General features: G+C 68.4%; 18 protein-coding genes. 6 read left to right on the top strand and 12 right to left on the bottom strand.

Annotated elements, in window-relative coordinates; genetic code table 11:
* Nucleotides 1-33: 33 nt before the first annotated feature.
* From ACZ7KI_RS07155 to ACZ7KI_RS07130, 6 genes are all read right to left on the bottom strand, one after another.
* Entirely contained in the window at nucleotides 34-540 is a 507-nt protein-coding gene (locus ACZ7KI_RS07155; protein WP_470272294.1) for a GNAT family N-acetyltransferase, read from the bottom strand.
* A gap of 9 nt (nucleotides 541-549) precedes the next feature.
* Nucleotides 550-1,317, bottom strand: coding sequence for a type I methionyl aminopeptidase (gene map / locus ACZ7KI_RS07150; RefSeq protein WP_470272293.1), 768 nt, complete (start codon nucleotides 1,315-1,317; stop codon nucleotides 550-552).
* Between the two features lie 73 nt (nucleotides 1,318-1,390).
* Complete coding sequence (locus ACZ7KI_RS07145) at nucleotides 1,391-2,545, bottom strand: acyl-CoA dehydrogenase family protein (protein WP_470272292.1); 1,155 nt, start codon at nucleotides 2,543-2,545, stop codon at nucleotides 1,391-1,393.
* Nucleotides 2,542-4,527, bottom strand: coding sequence for an acetyl/propionyl/methylcrotonyl-CoA carboxylase subunit alpha (locus ACZ7KI_RS07140; protein WP_470272291.1), 1,986 nt, complete (start codon nucleotides 4,525-4,527; stop codon nucleotides 2,542-2,544). Before ACZ7KI_RS07140 ends, ACZ7KI_RS07145 begins: the two co-directional genes overlap by 4 nt.
* A 2-nt stretch (nucleotides 4,528-4,529) precedes the next feature.
* Nucleotides 4,530-6,143, bottom strand: a complete 1,614-nt coding sequence (locus ACZ7KI_RS07135; protein WP_470272290.1) for a carboxyl transferase domain-containing protein — start codon at nucleotides 6,141-6,143, stop codon at nucleotides 4,530-4,532.
* A gap of 151 nt (nucleotides 6,144-6,294) precedes the next feature.
* On the bottom strand, nucleotides 6,295-7,104 hold the full coding sequence (locus ACZ7KI_RS07130) for an SGNH/GDSL hydrolase family protein (protein ID WP_470272289.1): 810 nt from the start codon (nucleotides 7,102-7,104) through the stop codon (nucleotides 6,295-6,297).
* Between the two features lie 151 nt (nucleotides 7,105-7,255).
* Between ACZ7KI_RS07130 and ACZ7KI_RS07125 the strand changes: the two genes are divergently transcribed.
* Nucleotides 7,256-7,846: an SACE_7040 family transcriptional regulator gene (locus ACZ7KI_RS07125; protein WP_465464333.1), complete on the top strand. Its 591-nt coding sequence runs from the start codon at nucleotides 7,256-7,258 to the stop codon at nucleotides 7,844-7,846.
* A gap of 57 nt (nucleotides 7,847-7,903) precedes the next feature.
* Nucleotides 7,904-8,401, top strand: coding sequence for a hypothetical protein (locus tag ACZ7KI_RS07120; protein WP_465464332.1), 498 nt, complete (start codon nucleotides 7,904-7,906; stop codon nucleotides 8,399-8,401).
* On the opposite strand, the gene metX is transcribed toward ACZ7KI_RS07120, so the two are convergent.
* From metX to ACZ7KI_RS07105, 3 genes are all read right to left on the bottom strand, one after another.
* The gene (gene metX / locus ACZ7KI_RS07115; protein WP_470272288.1) at nucleotides 8,398-9,516 is read right to left on the bottom strand and encodes a homoserine O-acetyltransferase MetX; all 1,119 of its coding nucleotides are present in this window, start codon (nucleotides 9,514-9,516) and stop codon (nucleotides 8,398-8,400) included. The two genes, ACZ7KI_RS07120 and metX, sit on opposite strands and share 4 nt — an antisense overlap.
* On the bottom strand, nucleotides 9,513-10,814 hold the full coding sequence (locus ACZ7KI_RS07110; RefSeq protein WP_470272287.1) for a bifunctional o-acetylhomoserine/o-acetylserine sulfhydrylase: 1,302 nt from the start codon (nucleotides 10,812-10,814) through the stop codon (nucleotides 9,513-9,515). Before ACZ7KI_RS07110 ends, metX begins: the two co-directional genes overlap by 4 nt.
* A gap of 79 nt (nucleotides 10,815-10,893) precedes the next feature.
* Nucleotides 10,894-11,292, bottom strand: a complete 399-nt coding sequence (locus tag ACZ7KI_RS07105; protein WP_470272286.1) for a VOC family protein — start codon at nucleotides 11,290-11,292, stop codon at nucleotides 10,894-10,896.
* A gap of 56 nt (nucleotides 11,293-11,348) precedes the next feature.
* On the opposite strand from ACZ7KI_RS07105, the gene ACZ7KI_RS07100 reads away from it, so the two are divergent.
* Genes ACZ7KI_RS07100 through ACZ7KI_RS07090 form a run of 3 tightly spaced genes read left to right on the top strand, consistent with a single transcriptional unit; the run spans nucleotide 11,349 to nucleotide 13,732 of the window.
* Complete coding sequence (locus tag ACZ7KI_RS07100) at nucleotides 11,349-11,708, top strand: PadR family transcriptional regulator (RefSeq protein ID WP_470272285.1); 360 nt, start codon at nucleotides 11,349-11,351, stop codon at nucleotides 11,706-11,708.
* Nucleotides 11,705-12,142, top strand: coding sequence for a VOC family protein (locus tag ACZ7KI_RS07095; protein WP_470272284.1), 438 nt, complete (start codon nucleotides 11,705-11,707; stop codon nucleotides 12,140-12,142). Before ACZ7KI_RS07100 ends, ACZ7KI_RS07095 begins: the two co-directional genes overlap by 4 nt.
* Before the next feature lie 36 nt (nucleotides 12,143-12,178).
* A complete protein-coding gene (locus ACZ7KI_RS07090) occupies nucleotides 12,179-13,732 on the top strand; it encodes a PucR family transcriptional regulator (RefSeq protein WP_470272417.1) in 1,554 nt (517 codons plus the stop codon).
* A gap of 121 nt (nucleotides 13,733-13,853) precedes the next feature.
* Here the strand turns inward: ACZ7KI_RS07090 and ACZ7KI_RS07085 are convergent, their stop codons facing one another.
* From ACZ7KI_RS07085 to ACZ7KI_RS07075, 3 genes are all read right to left on the bottom strand, one after another.
* Complete coding sequence (locus ACZ7KI_RS07085) at nucleotides 13,854-14,081, bottom strand: hypothetical protein (RefSeq protein WP_470272283.1); 228 nt, start codon at nucleotides 14,079-14,081, stop codon at nucleotides 13,854-13,856.
* 117 nt (nucleotides 14,082-14,198) lie between these two features.
* Nucleotides 14,199-14,618, bottom strand: a complete 420-nt coding sequence (locus ACZ7KI_RS07080; RefSeq protein WP_470272282.1) for a pyridoxamine 5'-phosphate oxidase family protein — start codon at nucleotides 14,616-14,618, stop codon at nucleotides 14,199-14,201.
* A complete protein-coding gene (locus ACZ7KI_RS07075) occupies nucleotides 14,618-15,556 on the bottom strand; it encodes a zinc-binding dehydrogenase (protein ID WP_470272281.1) in 939 nt (312 codons plus the stop codon). Before ACZ7KI_RS07075 ends, ACZ7KI_RS07080 begins: the two co-directional genes overlap by 1 nt.
* Before the next feature lie 161 nt (nucleotides 15,557-15,717).
* Here ACZ7KI_RS07075 and ald point away from each other — a divergent pair, with 161 nt between their 5' ends.
* Complete coding sequence (gene ald, locus ACZ7KI_RS07070; protein WP_465503848.1) at nucleotides 15,718-16,833, top strand: alanine dehydrogenase; 1,116 nt, start codon at nucleotides 15,718-15,720, stop codon at nucleotides 16,831-16,833.
* The last annotated feature ends 649 nt before the right edge of the window (nucleotides 16,834-17,482 follow it).

Below are 17,482 nucleotides of genomic sequence, written 5' to 3'. Positions count from 1 at the left end.
TATGGTGCACTGGAAGCCGCGAGGACGCCAGTCCTAGGGCCGCTGCTCGAACACCTGCCCGATCCAGCCGTTGACGTCGAAGCGTTCCGTCGGCTTGAAGCCCTGGCTCTCGTAGTAGCGCTGCAGGTCACCGTCGCCGCCGGCCCAGCAGTCGACCCGCACCAGTTCGATGCCCCGTTCCCGTGCCTCGGCCAGCGCGAACTCGATGAGCCGCGAGCCGACCCGGTGACCGGAGAACCGCCGCGAGGTCAGCAGCAGGCCGATGTAGATCTCGGGCTCGTCGACCGGCGGGACGTGCGGGAAACGGTCACCGAGGATGATCGCGCCCGCCGCCTCGCCGCCGACCTCGGCGAGATACAGCCCAGGGCCGTCGACCATCCCGCGCACCCGCTCGATCCGCTTCGGGATCGTCGACCACGGTTCGGTCCCCCACTGACCCGCACTACCCCGTTCGACCAGCCACGCGACGGCCTCGTCGAACATGTTCAGCAGCGTCTCGAAGTCCCCAGAACCACCCTGCCGGATGATGAAATCGCTCATTCTTCCGTTCTACAACATCGTGAGGATGCGAGGACCTTCTGCGGTGATCGCGACCGTGTGCTCGACGTGCGCGGCGCGGCAGCCGCTCGCGGTGTGCAACGTCCAGCCGTCTTCGGCGGTCCGGTACTCGTCGCTGCCGTCCGCGATGTACATCGGCTCGATCGCCAGGACCAGGCCCGGCTTGAGCCGCATGCCGCGGCCCGCCCTGCCCTCGTTCGGCAGGTGCGGGTCCTCGTGCATCGCGCGGCCGATGCCGTGCCCGCCATGGTTCTCGAGGAGGCCGTACCCGGCCTCGCGGCCGACGGAGCCGACGGCGTGGGAAATGTCGCCCATCTTCCCGCCCGCCAGCGCGGCGGCGATACCGGCGGCCAGACCACGCTCGGTGGTCGCGATGAGTTCGAGGTCGGCGGGGTCGGCGGTGCCGACGACGTAGCTGATCGCCGCGTCGCCGTGCCAGCCGTCGATGTAGGCGCCACAGTCGATGCTGACCAGGTCACCGTCGTTCAGCCGGTAGTCCGACGGGATGCCGTGGACGACGGCGTCGTTGACGCTCGCGCAAATCACTCCGGGGAACGGCGTCGGCGCGGAATGCGGCCGGTAGTTCAGGAAGTTCGGCTTCGCACCGGCATCGCTGATCACCTGCGCGGCGACCATGTCCAGCTCCTTCAAGCTGACGCCGATCACCGACGCCTTCTTCACCGCTTGCAACGCCTGCGCCACGACCCGGCCGGACTCACGCATGACGTCCAGCTCGGCTTGGGATTTCAACTCGACCATGGCGATAACTATACCGGTATAGTTATCGTCCGCAAGCACGGCCCTCTGACCGCGTTCAGAGGACTAAACGCGGTCAGGCGACGCCGAGGTGCCGCGCGATCAGCATCCGCTGCACCTCCGAGGTGCCCTCCCCGATCTCCAGGATCTTCGCGTCCCGGTAGAAACGGCTCACCGGGAACTCGTTCATGAAGCCGTACCCGCCGAAGATCTGCGTCGCCTCGCGCGAGTTGTCCATGGCGGCGTTCGACGCGACCAGCTTCGCGATCGACGCCTCCTTCTTGAACGGCTCGCCGCGCAGCATCTTCGACGCCGCCGCGTAGTACGCCAGGCGCGCGGTGTGCGTGCGCACCTCCATGTCGGCGATCTTGAACTGGATCGCCTGGTACTCACCGATCTTGTGCCCGAACGCCTCGCGTTCCTTGACGTAGCGCAGGCATTCGTCGATACAACCCTGCGCGAGCCCGACGCTCAGCGCCGCGATCGCGACCCTGCCTTCGTCCAAAATGGACAGGAACTGGGCGTACCCTCGGCCGCGTTCGCCGACGAGGTTCTCCGCCGGGACACGGGTGTCGTCGAACGACAGCTCGTGCGTGTCCGAACAGTTCCAGCCGACCTTGGAGTACTTCGGCGCGACCGAGAAGCCCGGAGTGCCGGACGGGACGATGATCGCCGAGATCTCCTTGCGCCCGTTCTCCTTCACGTCGGTGACGGCGGTGACCGTGACCAGTTTCGTGATGTCGGTACCGGAGTTGGTGATGAACGATTTGCTGCCGTTGATCACCCAGCTGTCGCCGTCGAGCTTCGCCCGCGTGCGGGTGGCACCCGCGTCCGAGCCGCCGCCCGGTTCGGTGAGCCCGAACCCGCCGAGCGCGGTGCCAGCGCACAGTTCGGGGAGCCACTTCTCCTTCTGTTCCTCGGAGCCGAACCGGTAGATCGGCATGGCACCGAGGGAAACCCCGGCTTCGAGGGTGATGGCGACCGAGGAATCGACCCGTGCCAGCTCCTCCAAAGCCAGGCAGAGTGCGAAGTAGTCGCCGCCCATGCCGCCGTATTGCTCCGGGAAGGGCAGGCCGAAAAGCCCCATCTCGGCCATCTTCGCGACGATCTCGTACGGGAACTCCTGCCGCTCGTACAGGTCGCCGATGACCGGGGCGACCTCGGAACGGGCGAAGTCCTCGACCGTCTTGCGCAGCGTTTCGTACTCGTCGTCAAGCCGGAAGTCGATCATTGGCCATCCTTTTGGGGTGTCACAACGGCTACGGTCTCGTCCAGTGCGACCTGTTGGCCCGTCCGGACGGGGAGTTCGCTGACCACGCCGTCGATCGGCGCGGTGATCGTGTGCTCCATCTTCATCGCCTCGACGACCACGAGCGGCGTCCCGGCGCTCACGACGTCGCCGGCGGCGACCTTGACCACGAGCACGGTGCCGGGCATCGGGCTGGTGACCGGTCCGGCGCCACCCGCGGCACCGGCGGCCGACCGCAGCCTTTCGCGTTCACCGATCGCGAAACTGTGGCCGTCCCGCGCGAGCCAGACGGTCTTCCCGCGTCCGGCCGCGTGCCGGTAACGGTGGAACCCGCTGGGATGCCGGACTTCGAGCAGATCGCCCTCGCGCCGCGCGGAAACCCGCGTCGGCTCGCCGCCGTCAACACTGACGAGCGCGTTCGCCGGGGTGCCCTGCACGCGCACGACGACTTCGGAAGCACCGGACTTCAACGCGAAATCGATTCCGCCGGTCGCGCCGAGCCGCCAGCCGTCGGGGACGTCCCAGGGATCGATGACCCGCCCTTGCGGCTGCAAGGAAAGCAACCTGTCGAGCGCGGCGGCCACGAAGAATTCCGGCGGCACCTCTTCGGAGACCAAAGTGGACAGTTGCCGGTCGACGAGCCCGGTGTCGAGCTTGCCGTCGCGGACGTCGGCGTCAGCCAGCAGCCCGCGCAGGAAGGCGACGTTCGTGCCGAGGCCGAGCAGCGCGGTGTCGGCGAGCGCGAGATCGAGCCGGTGCAACGCGGCCGCGCGATCCGGTCCCCAGGCGATGACCTTGGCCAGCATCGGGTCGTAGTTCGAACCGATGACCGCGCCCTCGCTCATCCACGAATCGACACGAACGCCCTCGCCGGACGGCTCATGGACCGCGAGCACCGTTCCACCGGTCGGGATGAAGCCACGAGCGGGGTCTTCGGCGTACACACGGGCTTCGACGGCGTGGCCGTCCAGCCGGACGTCGTCCTGCGACACCGTGAGCACGTCGCCCGCGGCGATCTTGACCTGCCACTCGACGAGGTCGAGCCCGGTCACCAGTTCGGTCACCGGATGCTCGACCTGCAGACGGGTGTTCATCTCCATGAAGAAGAACTCGTCGGGCGCGAGGGCCGACACGATGAACTCGACCGTGCCCGCGCCCACGTAGCCGACCGACCGTGCCGCTTCGACCGCGGACGCGCCCATCTTCGCGCGCGTCTCCTCGTCCAGCAGGACCGACGGCGCCTCTTCGATGATCTTCTGATGCCGCCGCTGCAGGCTGCACTCGCGTTCGCCGAGGTGGATCACGTTGCCGTGCTTGTCCCCGAGCACTTGGATCTCGATATGCCTCGGCGTGGTGACGAACCGCTCCATCAGCAGTGTGTCGTCACCGAAGGAGCCCTTGGCCTCACGGCGGGCGGACTCCACCGCGGCGTCCAATTCGGACAGTGCGTGCACCAGTCGCATACCCTTGCCGCCACCACCGGCGGACGGCTTGAGCAGCAGCGGGAACCCGACCCTTTCCGCGGCGGCGGCGAAGCCGCCTTCCGGAATGTCCACATCGGACGCCCCGGGCACGACCGGGACACCGGCCTTGGACACCGTCGCCTTGGCGCGGATCTTGTCGCCCATGGCGTCGATCGCCTCGACCGGCGGCCCGATGAAGACCAGCCCGGCTTCGGCGCAGGCACGGGCGAACTCCGCGTTCTCCGCGAGGAAGCCGTAACCGGGATGGACCGCCTGCGCGCCGGTGTCGAGTGCCGCCTGGACGATCGCCGGAATCGACAAATAGCTTTTCGCCGCTTCGGCCGGGCCGATGCGGACCGCCGTATGCGCCTCGCGGACGTGCTTGGCGTCGGCGTCCGCGTCGCTGTACACCGCGACCGAGCGGATGCCGAGCCCCCGCAGTGAGCGGATCACGCGGACGGCGATCTCCCCGCGATTGGCGACCAGAACCGTGTCGAACATGCTCACATCCTGAAGACGCCGTAGTTGACATCGGAAAGCGGCGCGTTGGCCGCCGCGGACAGCGCGAGCCCGAGCACCGTGCGGGTATCCGCCGGATCGATCACGCCGTCGTCCCACAACCGCGCCGTCGAGTAGTACGGGCTGCCCTGCGCCTCGTACTGCTCGCGGATCGGATCCTTGAAAGCCTCTTCGTCCTCTGTGGACCATTCGCCGCCGCGAGCCTCGATGGCGTCGCGGCGGACCGTCGAGAGCACCGACGCCGCCTGCTCACCGCCCATCACCGAGATCCGCGCGTTCGGCCACATCCACAGGAACCGCGGCGAGTACGCGCGACCGCACATCGAATAGTTGCCGGCACCGAAGGAACCACCGATGACGACGGTCAGCTTCGGCACCCGCGCGCACGCCACCGCGGTGACCATCTTCGCGCCGTGCTTGGCGATACCGCCCGCCTCGTAGGCGCGGCCGACCATGAAACCGGTGATGTTCTGCAGGAACAGCAGCGGGATCGAGCGTTTGTCGCACAGTTCGATGAAGTGCGCGCCCTTCATCGCGGACTCGGCGAACAGCACGCCGTTGTTCGCGATGATGCCGACGGGGTGGCCGTGGATCCGGGCGAACCCGGTGACCAGCGTCGAGCCGTACTCCTTCTTGAACTCGCCGAACCGGCTGCCGTCGACGAGCCGGGCGATGACCTCGCGGACGTCGTAGGGCACGCGCGGGTCGGTCGGGACGACGCCGTACAACTCGTTGGGGTCGGCGGCCGGTTCCTCGGTCGGGAGGACGTCCCACGGGCGCGGCGAACGCGGTCCCAAAGTTGACACGATCGAGCGAACGATGCGGAGCGCGTCGGCGTCGTCCTCGGCCAGGTGGTCGGTGACGCCGGACTGGCGCGAGTGCACGTCCCCGCCGCCGAGTTCCTCTGCCGTGACGACCTCGCCGGTCGCGGCCTTCACCAGCGGCGGCCCGCCGAGGAAGATCGTGCCCTGATTGCGCACGATGACCGCTTCGTCGCTCATCGCCGGGACGTACGCGCCGCCCGCGGTGCAGGAGCCGAGCACCGCCGCGATCTGCGGGATGCCGCGCGCGGACATGGTCGCCTGGTTGTAGAAGATCCGGCCGAAGTGCTCACGATCCGGGAAGACCTCGTCCTGCCTCGGCAGGAACGCGCCGCCGGAGTCCACCAGGTAGACGCACGGCAGATTGTTGTGCAGCGCGACCTCTTGCGCGCGCAGGTGCTTCTTGACGGTCATCGGGTAGTACGTGCCACCCTTGACCGTGGCGTCGTTCGCGACGATCACGCATTCGCGGCCGGAGACCCGCCCGATTCCGGTGATGATCCCGGCCGACGGCGCTTCGTCGTCATACAGTCCGGTGGCGGCCAGCGGGGACAGCTCCAGGAAGGGCGAACCCGGGTCGAGGAGGGTGTCGACCCGGTCGCGCGGCAGGAGTTTGCCCCGCTCGACGTGGCGGGTGCGGGATTTCTCCGTGCCTCCGAGCCGGGCCGCGGCGAGCCGCTTGCGCAGGTCCTCGACCAGCTCGGCATGGGAGGTGACGCTGCGGGCGTACTCGTCGCTGCCCGGATCGGCCGAAGTGCTCAGTACGGGTGTGTCCATGGCTCCTCGTCGCCAAGTTAGCCGTCGTTAACTCGCGTGCTCAGGTTAACGCCTGCTAACCCGCTCTGTCCACCGCATCCCCGGCAAGTACGTGAAGGCCCCCTTCACCGCGCTAGGCGCAATGAAGGGGGCCTTCACGTACTTCGACAGATCAGCCGATGGCCGAGACCAGCGGGGCGTAGTAGCCGCCACGCTGTCCCGCGACCGTCGGGTGGTACGAGTTCACGACCGGCCAGGTGAGGCTGTGCAGGTAGTCATCCGCCGACGAGCAGATGTTGTGCCCGGTGAAGGCACCCCGCACGTCGACGAACTTCGCCCCGTGCGCGGCCGCGCGGGCCGAGAGCACGGAGGCCAGCGCGTCGGAGCCCGAGTTGATCGCGCTGCGCTTGGTGTCGCTCAGCCCGACCGAGCACGAACCCGGCACCGTGTAGAAGCGCGGGTAGCCGAGGACGACCAGCCGCGCGGACGGCGCCTTCGACTTGATGGTGCTGTAGACGTTGTTCAGCAACCCGGGCAGCGTGTTGTTCACGTAGTTCTTGGCGGTGTTGACCCGGTTGATGCAGGTCTGATCGCTGCCGGTGGTGCAGGTGGTCATGACGTCGGCGAACCCGGCGTCGTTGCCACCGACCGACACCGTCACCAGCGTGGTGCTGGAGGTGACGTTGGCGGCCTGGTTGAGGACGTCGCCGGTGCGCGCCCCCGAGCACGCGACGAATTTGAACGCGGTGCCGGCGTGGGCATTGGCCCACAACTGGGGATACGCGTTGGTGCTGCGCATGCAGTTGCCCGAGTCCCCGTAGCTGCCGGCACCCACACCGGAGGAGTACGAGTCACCGAGCGCGACGTAGTTGGTGGCGGCTTGCGCGGTACCGGCAAGCCCGAAACTGGCGAGAACGGCGACCCCCAGGGCCGCGACTGATCGAGTGAAGGAACGCGATTTGATCCGAGCAGGGACGGCCATGGTCACTCCTTCGTGACAAGTTAACGAGACACAGCATTACCAGGTGGTAGCTCCACGCAAAAGGGTCATTTCCCCAGGTAACCCGCTTGGCTCAGGCTGGAAGTACGGCCGCGTGTTAGCGCTCGCTAACAGGCGCCCCTAATATGGCCAGATGTCGGCGAACCCCACCCCACTCGTGAACGGCGAGAAGGCGAACAGGCGCGAACAGATCATGGCCGCCGCCGCCGAGCTCTTCGCCCACCACGGGTTCCACGGCGTCGGGATCGACGACATCGGCGCGGCGGTCGGCATCTCCGGGCCCGCGTTGTACCGGCATTTCCGCAGCAAGGACGCCATTCTCGGGGAAATGCTGAACTCGATCAGCCGCTACCTCCTCGACGGGGGGACGGCACGCGCGAGCCAACGGGGCGAGCCCGGCGATGTTCTCGAAGCACTGGTGCATTTTCACGTGGACTTCGCGCTCGCGCATCCCGCGCTGATCACCGTCCAGGAGCGCAACCTCGCCAACCTCACCGACAGCGACCGCAAGCAGGTCCGCGCCATGCAGCGCCAGTACGTCGAGGTGTGGGTGCGCGCGATCAGCGACGCCGTGCCCGGGATCGGCGAGCGGCAGGCCAGGTCGGCGGCACACGCGGTCTTCGGGTTGATCAACTCGACGCCGTACAACCGCCATCTCGGTGACAGCGAACTCGCCGAAATGCTCTGCCGCCTCGCGCTGGGTGCACTGCACGCCGCCAAGTGACCACGTCCGGGTTTCCGCCTGTCGCCACTTTTCCGTCCACTGGTGTTTGATAGGCACGTGGAGCCCGACAGGAGCGAATACGAGCGGAGGCTCGTCGAGAAGGCGCAGCGTGCGCTCGTGGCGATCAGCCTCGGGGAGGACGCCGAAGCGCTCGACGAGCTCGCGCCGACGGCCGACGAACCGGTGGCCCGCTCCGAAGAGACCAAAGAGCTCGTCATGATGCTCTTCGGCGAATGCAGCGCCATGGTGTCGACGCTGGGTGATGGAGGAAGTGCGCCGGTCAAGGTGCAGGTGTTCGACGAGGACGGCGAAGAGGTCTCCATCGACCAGGCCGATCCGCCCGTCCGGACGGCCGTGCGCACGCTGCTGGCCGAAGTGCACGGCAACAGCGAGGCCGCGCAGGAACAGGTCGAGATCGCGCTCGCCAACGCCGCGCCGGACGAGGTCGACAGCCTGGTGCTGCAGGCGCTGCGCTGGACGATCCGGCTGTCTGCGGAATGTCTCGACCGGGATCTGCCGGTGGCGCCCTGGATTTCGGACGCCGTCGCCGACTAGAACAGCTGCCTGACGAGTTTCGCGATCTGCTCGGTTTCGATCAGGAACGAGTCGTGCCCATAGGGCGAGCCGATGACGGCGAACTCGGCACCGGCGACACCGTCCGCGATCGCCCGCGACTGGTAGAGCGGATAGAGCCGGTCGCTGTCGACCCCGGCGGCCACCGTGCGCGCGGTGATCCGGCGCAGCGCGTTCGTGACGCCACCGCGCCCGCGGCCGACGTCGTGGGTGTTCATCGATTCGGTGAGCACCACGTAGCTGCCGGCGTCGAATCGGCGGGACAGCTTCCCGGCGTGATGGTCCAAATAGGACTCGACGGCGAACCGGCCGCCACGCAAAGGATCCTCGCCGTCCTGGTGACGGCGGCCGAACCGTTGCGAAAGCTCGGCTTCGCCGCGATAGGTGACGTGCGCGATCCGGCGCGCGATACCGAGTCCTGCCGACGGGCCACCGCCGGGGAGGTCGTAGTAGTCGCCGCCGTGCCAGCCCGGATCAGCCCGGATGGCGTGCAGTTGCGGCGCGGCCCAGGCGATCTGGTCGGCCGACGCCTGCGCCGTCGACGCGAGGACGAGCAGGGACGCGACCCGCTCCGGTTGACCCACCGCCCATTCCAGCGCGCGCATCCCACCCATGGAACCGCCGAGCACGGCGGCCCACCGGCCGATACCCAGCGCGTCGGCGAGGACGACCTCGGCGGCCACCTGATCCCGTACGGTCACGGCGGGAAACCTGCTGCCCCAAGCCTTTCCATCCGGATGCCGCGATGACGGCCCGGTCGAACCCTGGCAGCCGCCGAGTACGTTCGGGACCACGACGAAGAATTCGTCCGTGTCGATGGCCTTGCCAGGACCGATCAGACCGTCCCACCAGCCAGGACTGACGTGTCCTTCCTCCGCCGGTCCGACGGCGTGACTGTCACCGGTCAGCGCGTGCTCGACGAGAATCGCGTTGGAGGCGTTGGAATTCAGCCTTCCCCAAGTTTCGTACGCGAGCGTGAAAGGCAGTTCCGGCCCGGTTTCGAGCACCTGGACGCCAGTGACGAACTGCCGCCGCCCAGGCGGATCTCCCTCCCGCCACGCCCCGGTGCCGGGAGGGAGATCGGGAGCCTGGGTCACAAAGCCGCCTTGGCCGCCCGGAATCCGGCCTCGAGGTCGGCCTTGAGGTCCTCGATCCCTTCCAGTCCGACGGCGAGCCGGACGAGCCCCGGCGTGACACCGCTCGCCCGCTGCTCCTCCGGGGCGAGCTGGCTGTGCGTCGTCGACGCGGGGTGCACGATCAGGCTGCGCACGTCGCCGATGTTGACCAGCTGGCTGTGCAGTTCCGTACCGTCCACAAAGGCCCGTCCGGCTTCGACACCGCCACGCAGGTCGAAGGACAGGACGGCGCCCGCGCCCTTCGGCAGGTACTTCTTCGCGGCCGCGTGGTACGGGCTCGACGGAAGCCCGGCGTAGTACACCTTCTCGACCTCGTCGCGCTGCTCCAGCCATTCGGCCAGCGCCTGCGCGTTGGACACGTGCCGCTCCAGCCGCAGTGACAGGGTCTCGATCCCTTGCAGGATGAGGAAACTGTTCAGCGGAGCGATCGCGGCACCGGTGTCACGCAGGATCTGCACCCGGGCCTTGGCCGCGTACGCGCCGGGGCCGAGCGCCTCCCAGTACTTGAGGCCGTGATAGCTCGGATCGGCCTCGTTGAACCCGGGGAAGCGCGCGGGATCCTTGCCGAAGTCGAAGGTTCCGCCGTCGACCAGTACGCCGGCGACCGTGGTGCCGTGGCCACCGAGGTACTTCGTGGCCGAATGGACCACGACGTCGGCGCCGTGCTCGATCGGGCGGACGAGGTACGGCGTCGGGACGGTGTTGTCCACCACCAGCGGGACACCCGCTTCGTGCGCGGCGTCGGCGACCGCGCGGATGTCGAGCACGTTGCTGCCCGGGTTGGCCAGCGTCTCGGCGAAGAACAGCTTCGTGTTGGGCCGGACCGCGGCCTTCCACTGCTCGATGTCGTCCTGGTCCTCGACGAACGAGACCTCGATGCCGAGCTTCGGCAGCGTGTAGTGGAAAAGGTTGTAGGTACCGCCGTAGAGCGACGGGCTGGAAACGAAATGGTCACCCGCGTTCGCGAGGTTGAGGATGGCCGCCGTCGTCGCCGCGGATCCGGAGGCGAACGCCAGCGCCGCGACACCGCCTTCGAGCGCGGCGAGGCGCTGTTCCAGGACGTCCTGCGTCGGGTTGTTGATCCGGGTGTAGATGTTGCCCGGCTCGGCGAGGCTGAACAGATCGGCGCCGTGCTGGGTATCGCGGAACACGTACGAGGTGGTCTGGTAGATCGGGGTCGCCCGCGCACCGGTGGCGGTGTCCGGCGCGGCGCCGGCGTGGATCTGCTTGGTCTCGAACGACCATCCGTCCGCGCTCATCGCGATTCTCCTAGCGGTTCAAGGGGTTTCGGCTGTTGTCACCGAAGCTAGCTCCGCCGGACGGAGCACCCAACCACTCTCAGGAGGTGGGAATCTTCTCCTGCAGGGCGAACCGGTTGCCCTCGGAGTCGACGAACATCGCCCACCAGCCCCACGGCTGTTTCTCCGGACGGGCCGGGAACTCCACCCCTTTCGCCGAAAGCTCCTCATACGTCTTTTCGATGTCGTCGGCATAGAAGAAGAAATTGGCCGTCGGCAATTCGTCCCGTACTTCGAACCGCTTCAAGTCCTCCGGGGCGGTGCTCAGGATGAGCGCCGTCGCACCATCGGCGGAACCGACCTCGACCCAGCGGTTCCCCTTGTCGTCGTACGGCACGTCGGTGGTGATCTCGAATCCGACGACCTCGGACCAGAACCTCTTCGCCCGCTCCTGGTCGGTCACCCCGACGACGATCTTGTGCACGCCCTGAATCGCCACAGCCGGCTCCTTGTATCCATCATGGATATAACGAGATCGGAGTGTATGCTCCTCTGATGGCCGACGGCAACCCTCAGCTCACCCCCGCGGCGTTCCAGACCCTGCTGGCACTCGCGAACGGCAAAGGTGGCCGCGCGCACGGGTACGCGATCATGGGTTTCGTCGACGAAGTGAGCGGCGGGGCCGCCCAGCTCGGGCCGGGGACGCTGTACCGGACACTGGCCCGGCTCGTCGCCGACGGCCTGGTCGAGGAGGCTCCCGACGCGAGCGAAGACCAGCCCCACGACTCACGCCGCCGCTACTACCGGCTGACCGGCGCCGGTCGCGACGTCGCCGCCCGCGAGGCGGAGCTGCTGAGCAGGTTCGTCGCCGTGGCCGGCCGGGCCGGCCTGCTGAAGCGGGCGGAGTCGGCGTGAACCGGCCTCTCGGCTTGGTGCCGCATCTGTTCGTCAAGGACGTGGACGCGTCACTTTCCTTCTACGGCAAGGCCTTCGGCGCGGTGGAGCTGTTCCGCAACGTACTGCCGAACGGCGTCGTGCTGTTCGTGGAACTCGCCGTCGGAGACGCGCGGCTGTTGGCGAGCCAGGAGATCCCGCAGCTGGACGCGCTCGCTCCCGCCACCCTCGGCGGCACCCCGATGCTGCTGACCCTGGAGACCGAGGATCCGGACGATCTCGTGCGTCGCGCGGTATTCGCGGGCGCGAGGGTGGAGGCACCGGTCGAGGAGATGTTCTTCGGCGAGCGCTACGGCCGGATCGTCGATCCCGACGGGCACCGGTGGGCGCTGACGACCAAACGTGAGCAGTACACACCCGAGGACATCGACGCGAGGACCCCGCGCGAGGTCTGATGTGTGCGGAGCCCTCTGCTGCTGGACAATCGCGGCATGGTTTCCGTGCGCAGCGTTGTCGACCGGGTGGGGCCGACGCTGTTGCACGCCCTCCAGGTCCCCGAGGAGTCCCCGGCGGTCGGCGACGTCGTCATCGCCGAACCCGGCAACACCCTCGCGGCGGGCGACCTCGTCCTCGGCGTCGCGATCACCGAGACGTCGGACGCCGCCGAACTCGTCAAGCTCAGCGCGTCGAAAGGGGCCGCCGCGGTCCTCCTGAAGCCGCCGCTCGCGGCGAAACCTTCGGTGAAGCGGGCGGCGAAGTCGGCGGACATCGCGTTGATCGAAGTGCGCTCGGCGACGTCGTGGGCCCAGCTGGTCTGGCTGCTCAGGACCGTCCTCGACGCGCTCGCCGACGAATCCGACGCGCTGGAGGACGGCGGCGGACCCGGTTCCGGTGACCTGTTCCGGCTCGCCGACGCGGTCGCTTCCGTCGTCGACGCGCCCGTCACCATCGAGGACACCAACTCGCGGGTGCTCGCCTACTCGGCCCGGCAGGACCTGACCGACTCCGCGCGCGTCTCCACGATCATGGGCCGCCGCATCCCCGACGACGTGCTCGCGCGGTTCCGCTCGCGAGGGGTGTTCCGCGAGCTTTCCCGTGGGCGGCAAACGATCTTCGTGCCCGCGCAGCGCGACGGCACGCTGCCCCGGCTCATCGTGCCGATCCGGATGGGCGGTGAACTGCTGGGGTCGATGTGGGCGGTCGTCGCGGGCCCGGTCTCCGACGAACGCGCCGCCGCCTTCGCCGACGCGGCGCCCGTCGTCGCGCTGCACCTGCTGCGCCGCCGCGCGCACACCGATTCGCAACGCCGGGTCTCGGCCGAACTCCTGCGTGCCGTGCTCGAAGGGAAGGCCAGCCCGCGCAAGGCGATCGCCGAACTCGACCTGTCCGAGGAGCCGCACCGCGTCGTCGTCATCGAGGTCTCCGGCGGCGACGGTCGCGACGACGAGGGCCTGCGGCTCGCCCTCCTCGAACGGATCTCGCAAGGTGTCGGCAGACGACCGGTGGCCACCGAACTCGGCGGCCTGCTCTACGCCGTCGTCCCGGACGGCGACGGCTGGGACGAACTCCGGGCCGCGCTCGAAGCCCTCCCGGGGTCGCGCCGCGGCGGCACTCCTCGGGCGGCCGCCGGTTCGGCCTGTGAGATCGGGGAACTCGCGACCTCTCGAACACAGGCCGATGAAGCGTTAGGCCTGCTACGCGCCAAGCTCGTCCCCGGCCGCGTCGTGGTCTTCGACGAGGCATGGACAGCGCTTTCGCTGCATCGCGGAGCGACGGCGGCGAGTACGGCGAAGGTGGCCGAACTCGGCCCGCTCGGCCTGTTGCGCGCGCACGACGAAGCCCACGAGAGCGGCTACGTCGACACGCTCTACCAATGGCTCCGGTACCCCGGCGATCCCCGCGCGGCCGCGAAGGAACTCCGGATCCATCCCAACACCCTCCGGTACCGCATGCGGCGGCTGCTCGACCTCGTCCCGCTGGACCTCGACGATCCCGACGTCCGGCTGGCGTTGATCACGCAACTCGTTTCGCTCCGGTGGAGCTGATTCAACTACAAACCACTCGATATCGAACACTTTGTAGTGCGACAAAATTGTGCGCCGACGTCAGGAAAGGGTCTTTCAGGACGTAAAACGTCTTGAAAGACCCTTTCCTGACATCCGGCGGCTAGTGGGCGCTGGCGCGATATCCGTCCTCAATGGTCTGGCGTACCGCGGCGAGCAGATCGGCACCGGGGTAAAGCGGCAAAAGCACACCGGGGCCGCCGTCGACCCTCAGCGCGGCTTCGTAGCCATGCCCGGGAGTTTCGACCAGACCGACGATGACATCCGCCGGATTTCCTTCGGTGTCGACGGTGCGGACACGCCGTTCCCGCCGCCAGTCCTGAGTTGTCATGCGCAACAGAATGGCAGCTTACCGGCCAGTAAGATCAACATCTTGACTCGATCGTGCTGCATTTACCGATCCGCAGGTTGCACGGCCGCGCTCACCCCCAGCGAACGCGGCCGTGCGTCAAACTCGATAACCGAGGTCGTCGGCGACGAATCGCTTCGGGACCATCCGGATCCAGACGGTCCCTTTCACCTCGGGATCATCGTGCAGGTACGAACGAAAACGCGCATCCCATTTCCGTTCGTCGGGCCCGAGATACCGGCTCAGCAGCCGCCGTCCACGAGGAACGTCGAACGGCAGCAGCTCCGCCTCACCTCGCGCGAGCACCTGCTTGACCTCGCCGGTACCGACGTCGCAGACATCGACCGTCAGCGCGATCGCCGGTGACTCGCGGACGAGACCGGCCAGGCGCGCCCACGGTCCGGTGAGGATCCAGAACGCACGGTTCTCCCACAGATACCAGGTCGGGCGCACGGTCGGCCCGGCCGTGGCGACCCTCGCCGTGAGCGGACCGGCGAGGAATTCGTCGACGTCGAACATCAGACCTCGAGCAGCGTTTTGCCGACCGCGCCCCGCGACTGCATCACCGCGTGCGCGTCCGCCGCCCGTTCGAGCGGGAACCGTTGACCGATCACGGGTTCCAACCGCCCCGCCGCGGCTTCGGCGAGAGCGGACTCGGTGAACGCCCGCATTTCCGCGGGCCCGCCGAACTGCCGGACCAGCGTGACCCCGCGCGCGACGGCGTCCTCTTCGGACACCTCGGCCCAGACGCCACTCGACAAGCCGTAGAGCAGCATCCGGCCACCGGGCCTCAGCAACCCGAACGAAGTCGTCCCGATCTCACCGCCGACCCCGTCGAATACGACGTCGACCTCGCCCGCCTTCGCCGCCCAGTCCGGTTCGCGGTAGTCGACCGCCAGATCGGCTCCGCGTGTCCGGACGTGCTCGGTCTTCGCGGGACCGCCAGCCGCGCCGACGACCTCCGCTCCCGCCGCCTTGGCGAGCTGGACCACCAGTCCGCCGACGCCCCCGGCCGCGGCCTCGACCAGTACGCGCTCCCCCGGCTGGATCTTCGCGGCGGTCACGAGCGCCGTCGCCGTCCGGCCGTCGGCGAGGATCGCCACCGCCGCGTCGAGGGCCAAGCCGTCCGGGACCTCGAAGACGGCATCGGCGGCGACAGCGACACGCTGCGCGTACGCCCCGGAGCCGCCTGTCGAGGTCACGACGCGTTTCCCGGCCAGACCGGGGTCGACCCCTTCGCCGACCTTGCCGATCACACCGCCGACGCCGTTGCCCGGGATCATCGGCAGCTCCACGCGGAACGGCCCGCCGCCGGCGCGGACCTGTGTCTCGACGAACGTGATGTTGGCGTACGCCACCTCGATCAGCACCTGACCCGCTGCCGGGACCGGCTCGGGGGCGTCGCCCGCGACGAGCACTTCGGGCCCGCCGAACTCTTTCAACCACACGGCTCTCATGTGACCCAAGGTGCAAGCTCCAGTTCAGTGGAGGTCAAGCGACTGTGCCATAAGAACCATGATCGGCTCGCGAGATTGTCGCGCGCGCACGATGACACCGCCGTCCGGGTGCATCACCGTGAGTGGCAGCACCTTCTAGTAAACCGCCGCAGGAGGCCCCAGTGCGTATCGCCGTCCCCCGTGAAATCAAGAGGCACGAATACCGGGTGGCGCTCACCCCGGCGGGCGTGCACGAACTGACCGGGCGCGGCCACGACGTCTTCGTCGAGACCGGTGCCGGCCTCGGCTCGTCGATCACCGACGAGGAGTACGTCGCCGCGGGCGCGAAGGTCCTCGCGACGGCGGAGGAGACCTGGTCCGAGGGCGAACTCGTGCTCAAGGTCAAGGAGCCGATCGCCGAGGAGTACCCGCGGCTGCGGCGCGACCAGGTGCTGTTCACCTACCTGCACATCGCCGCCGACCGGCCGCTGACCGACGCGCTGCTGGCCGCGGGCACCACCGCGATCGCGTACGAGACGGTGCAGACCCCGAACCGCGCGCTGCCGCTGCTCGCGCCGATGTCGGAGGTCGCCGGGCGGCTGGCGCCGCAGGTGGGCGCGTTCTCCCTGATGAAGCCCAGCGGTGGCCGCGGCGTGCTGCCCGGCGGGATCCCCGGCGTGCACCCCGCGCGCGTGGTCGTGATCGGTGGCGGTGTCGCCGGTCTCAACGCGGCACGGGTCGCGCTCGGCCTCGGCTCGGACGTCGAAATCCTCGACACCAACGTCGACCGGCTCCGCCAGATCGACAACGACTTCGGCGGCCGCATCCGCACGGTGACCTCGAACGCGCTGTCGGTCGAGCAGGCCGTCCTGGAGGCCGACATGGTCATCGGCGCGGTGCTCGTGCCCGGCGCGAAGGCGCCGAAGCTGGTCTCGAACGACCTCGTTTCGCGGATGCGGCCGGGCAGTGTGCTGGTGGACATCGCGATCGACCAGGGCGGTTGCTTCGCCGACTCGCGGCCGACCACGCACGACGAGCCGACCTACAAGGTCCACGAGTCGGTGTTCTACTGCGTCGCGAACATGCCGGGCGCCGTCCCGCGTACGTCGACCTACGGTCTGACCAACGTGACGCTGCCGTACGCCGTCCAGCTGGCGGACCACGGCTGGCAGAAGGCGCTGCAGGCGGACGCTTCGCTGGCGAAGGGCCTCAACACCCACGATGGCGCCCTGACCAACGCCCCGGTCGCGGCCGCGCACGGCCTGCCCGCCACCGATCTGGCCACCGTCCTGGCCTGACCCCCAAGCCACACTCCCACGCGAGGGACCTTTGCCACCCCAGTGCGAAGGTCCCTCGCCCCTTTTCTCGTGAGCGCGACGACGGCTGGAACCGTCTTTCAGGTGTCTGTCTTCTAGGTGACTACTCGTGGCCTGCGACTGGTCTCTTCCTGGGACCCCTCCGCACCCTCCGGTCCCAGTCGCTCACCAGGCCAGGGCGCCCCGCGCCCGAGGCCGACCCACTCGAGAACCGCAGCCGGACGCACCGTCGGGCTCCGGGGGCTCGGCCCCGGGAGATACGACGAAGCCCCACCTCGGGGAAGACGCGCCAGCGTCAACCAAGGTGGGGCAAAGGGGCTGAGGGCGGCCCGCTCAACCAGCCTGGGGGTCACTGGGAGCGGGCCGCCTCCTACATCGTAGGTAATAAGTCGCCGTCGCGCTGCATGGGGTTGCCATGTCATTCGGATTATTTCTTCACAGACCCTCGCCACGGTCGGTGAAGATTTCCGCTCCACGCCGCAAAACCGGTAGTCAGCGGCCATTCGGCCCAGTGTCGGCTGCACTGGGGGACGGAACCGTCACCCCACCGAACGTGACGAAGGTCGCTTTCGGCGGATTGACCCCTTCCGCGGGTGCCGACTCACCGGGTGAGGCAGGATGTCGCGTGATC

This window comes from Amycolatopsis sp. NPDC039088, from assembly GCF_055598845.1.
Note: the sequence above shows the minus strand (reverse complement) of the source record. Positions and strands in the feature narration are given on the sequence as shown.

Coding starts and splice junctions, on each gene's coding strand:
- ACZ7KI_RS07145 (WP_470272292.1), bottom strand. CDS start 2,545: ATGATCGACTTCCGGCTTGACGACGAGTACGAAACGCTGCGCAAGACG.
- ACZ7KI_RS07125 (WP_465464333.1), top strand. CDS start 7,256: ATGTCGGCGAACCCCACCCCACTCGTGAACGGCGAGAAGGCGAACAGG.
- ACZ7KI_RS07085 (WP_470272283.1), bottom strand. CDS start 14,081: ATGACAACTCAGGACTGGCGGCGGGAACGGCGTGTCCGCACCGTCGAC.
- ACZ7KI_RS07135 (WP_470272290.1), bottom strand. CDS start 6,143: ATGGACACACCCGTACTGAGCACTTCGGCCGATCCGGGCAGCGACGAG.
- map (WP_470272293.1), bottom strand. CDS start 1,317: ATGGTCGAGTTGAAATCCCAAGCCGAGCTGGACGTCATGCGTGAGTCC.
- ACZ7KI_RS07100 (WP_470272285.1), top strand. CDS start 11,349: ATGGCCGACGGCAACCCTCAGCTCACCCCCGCGGCGTTCCAGACCCTG.
- ACZ7KI_RS07140 (WP_470272291.1), bottom strand. CDS start 4,527: ATGTTCGACACGGTTCTGGTCGCCAATCGCGGGGAGATCGCCGTCCGC.
- ACZ7KI_RS07075 (WP_470272281.1), bottom strand. CDS start 15,556: ATGAGAGCCGTGTGGTTGAAAGAGTTCGGCGGGCCCGAAGTGCTCGTC.
- ACZ7KI_RS07110 (WP_470272287.1), bottom strand. CDS start 10,814: ATGAGCGCGGACGGATGGTCGTTCGAGACCAAGCAGATCCACGCCGGC.
- ACZ7KI_RS07090 (WP_470272417.1), top strand. CDS start 12,179: ATGGTTTCCGTGCGCAGCGTTGTCGACCGGGTGGGGCCGACGCTGTTG.
- ACZ7KI_RS07155 (WP_470272294.1), bottom strand. CDS start 540: ATGAGCGATTTCATCATCCGGCAGGGTGGTTCTGGGGACTTCGAGACG.
- ACZ7KI_RS07130 (WP_470272289.1), bottom strand. CDS start 7,104: ATGGCCGTCCCTGCTCGGATCAAATCGCGTTCCTTCACTCGATCAGTC.
- ACZ7KI_RS07080 (WP_470272282.1), bottom strand. CDS start 14,618: ATGTTCGACGTCGACGAATTCCTCGCCGGTCCGCTCACGGCGAGGGTC.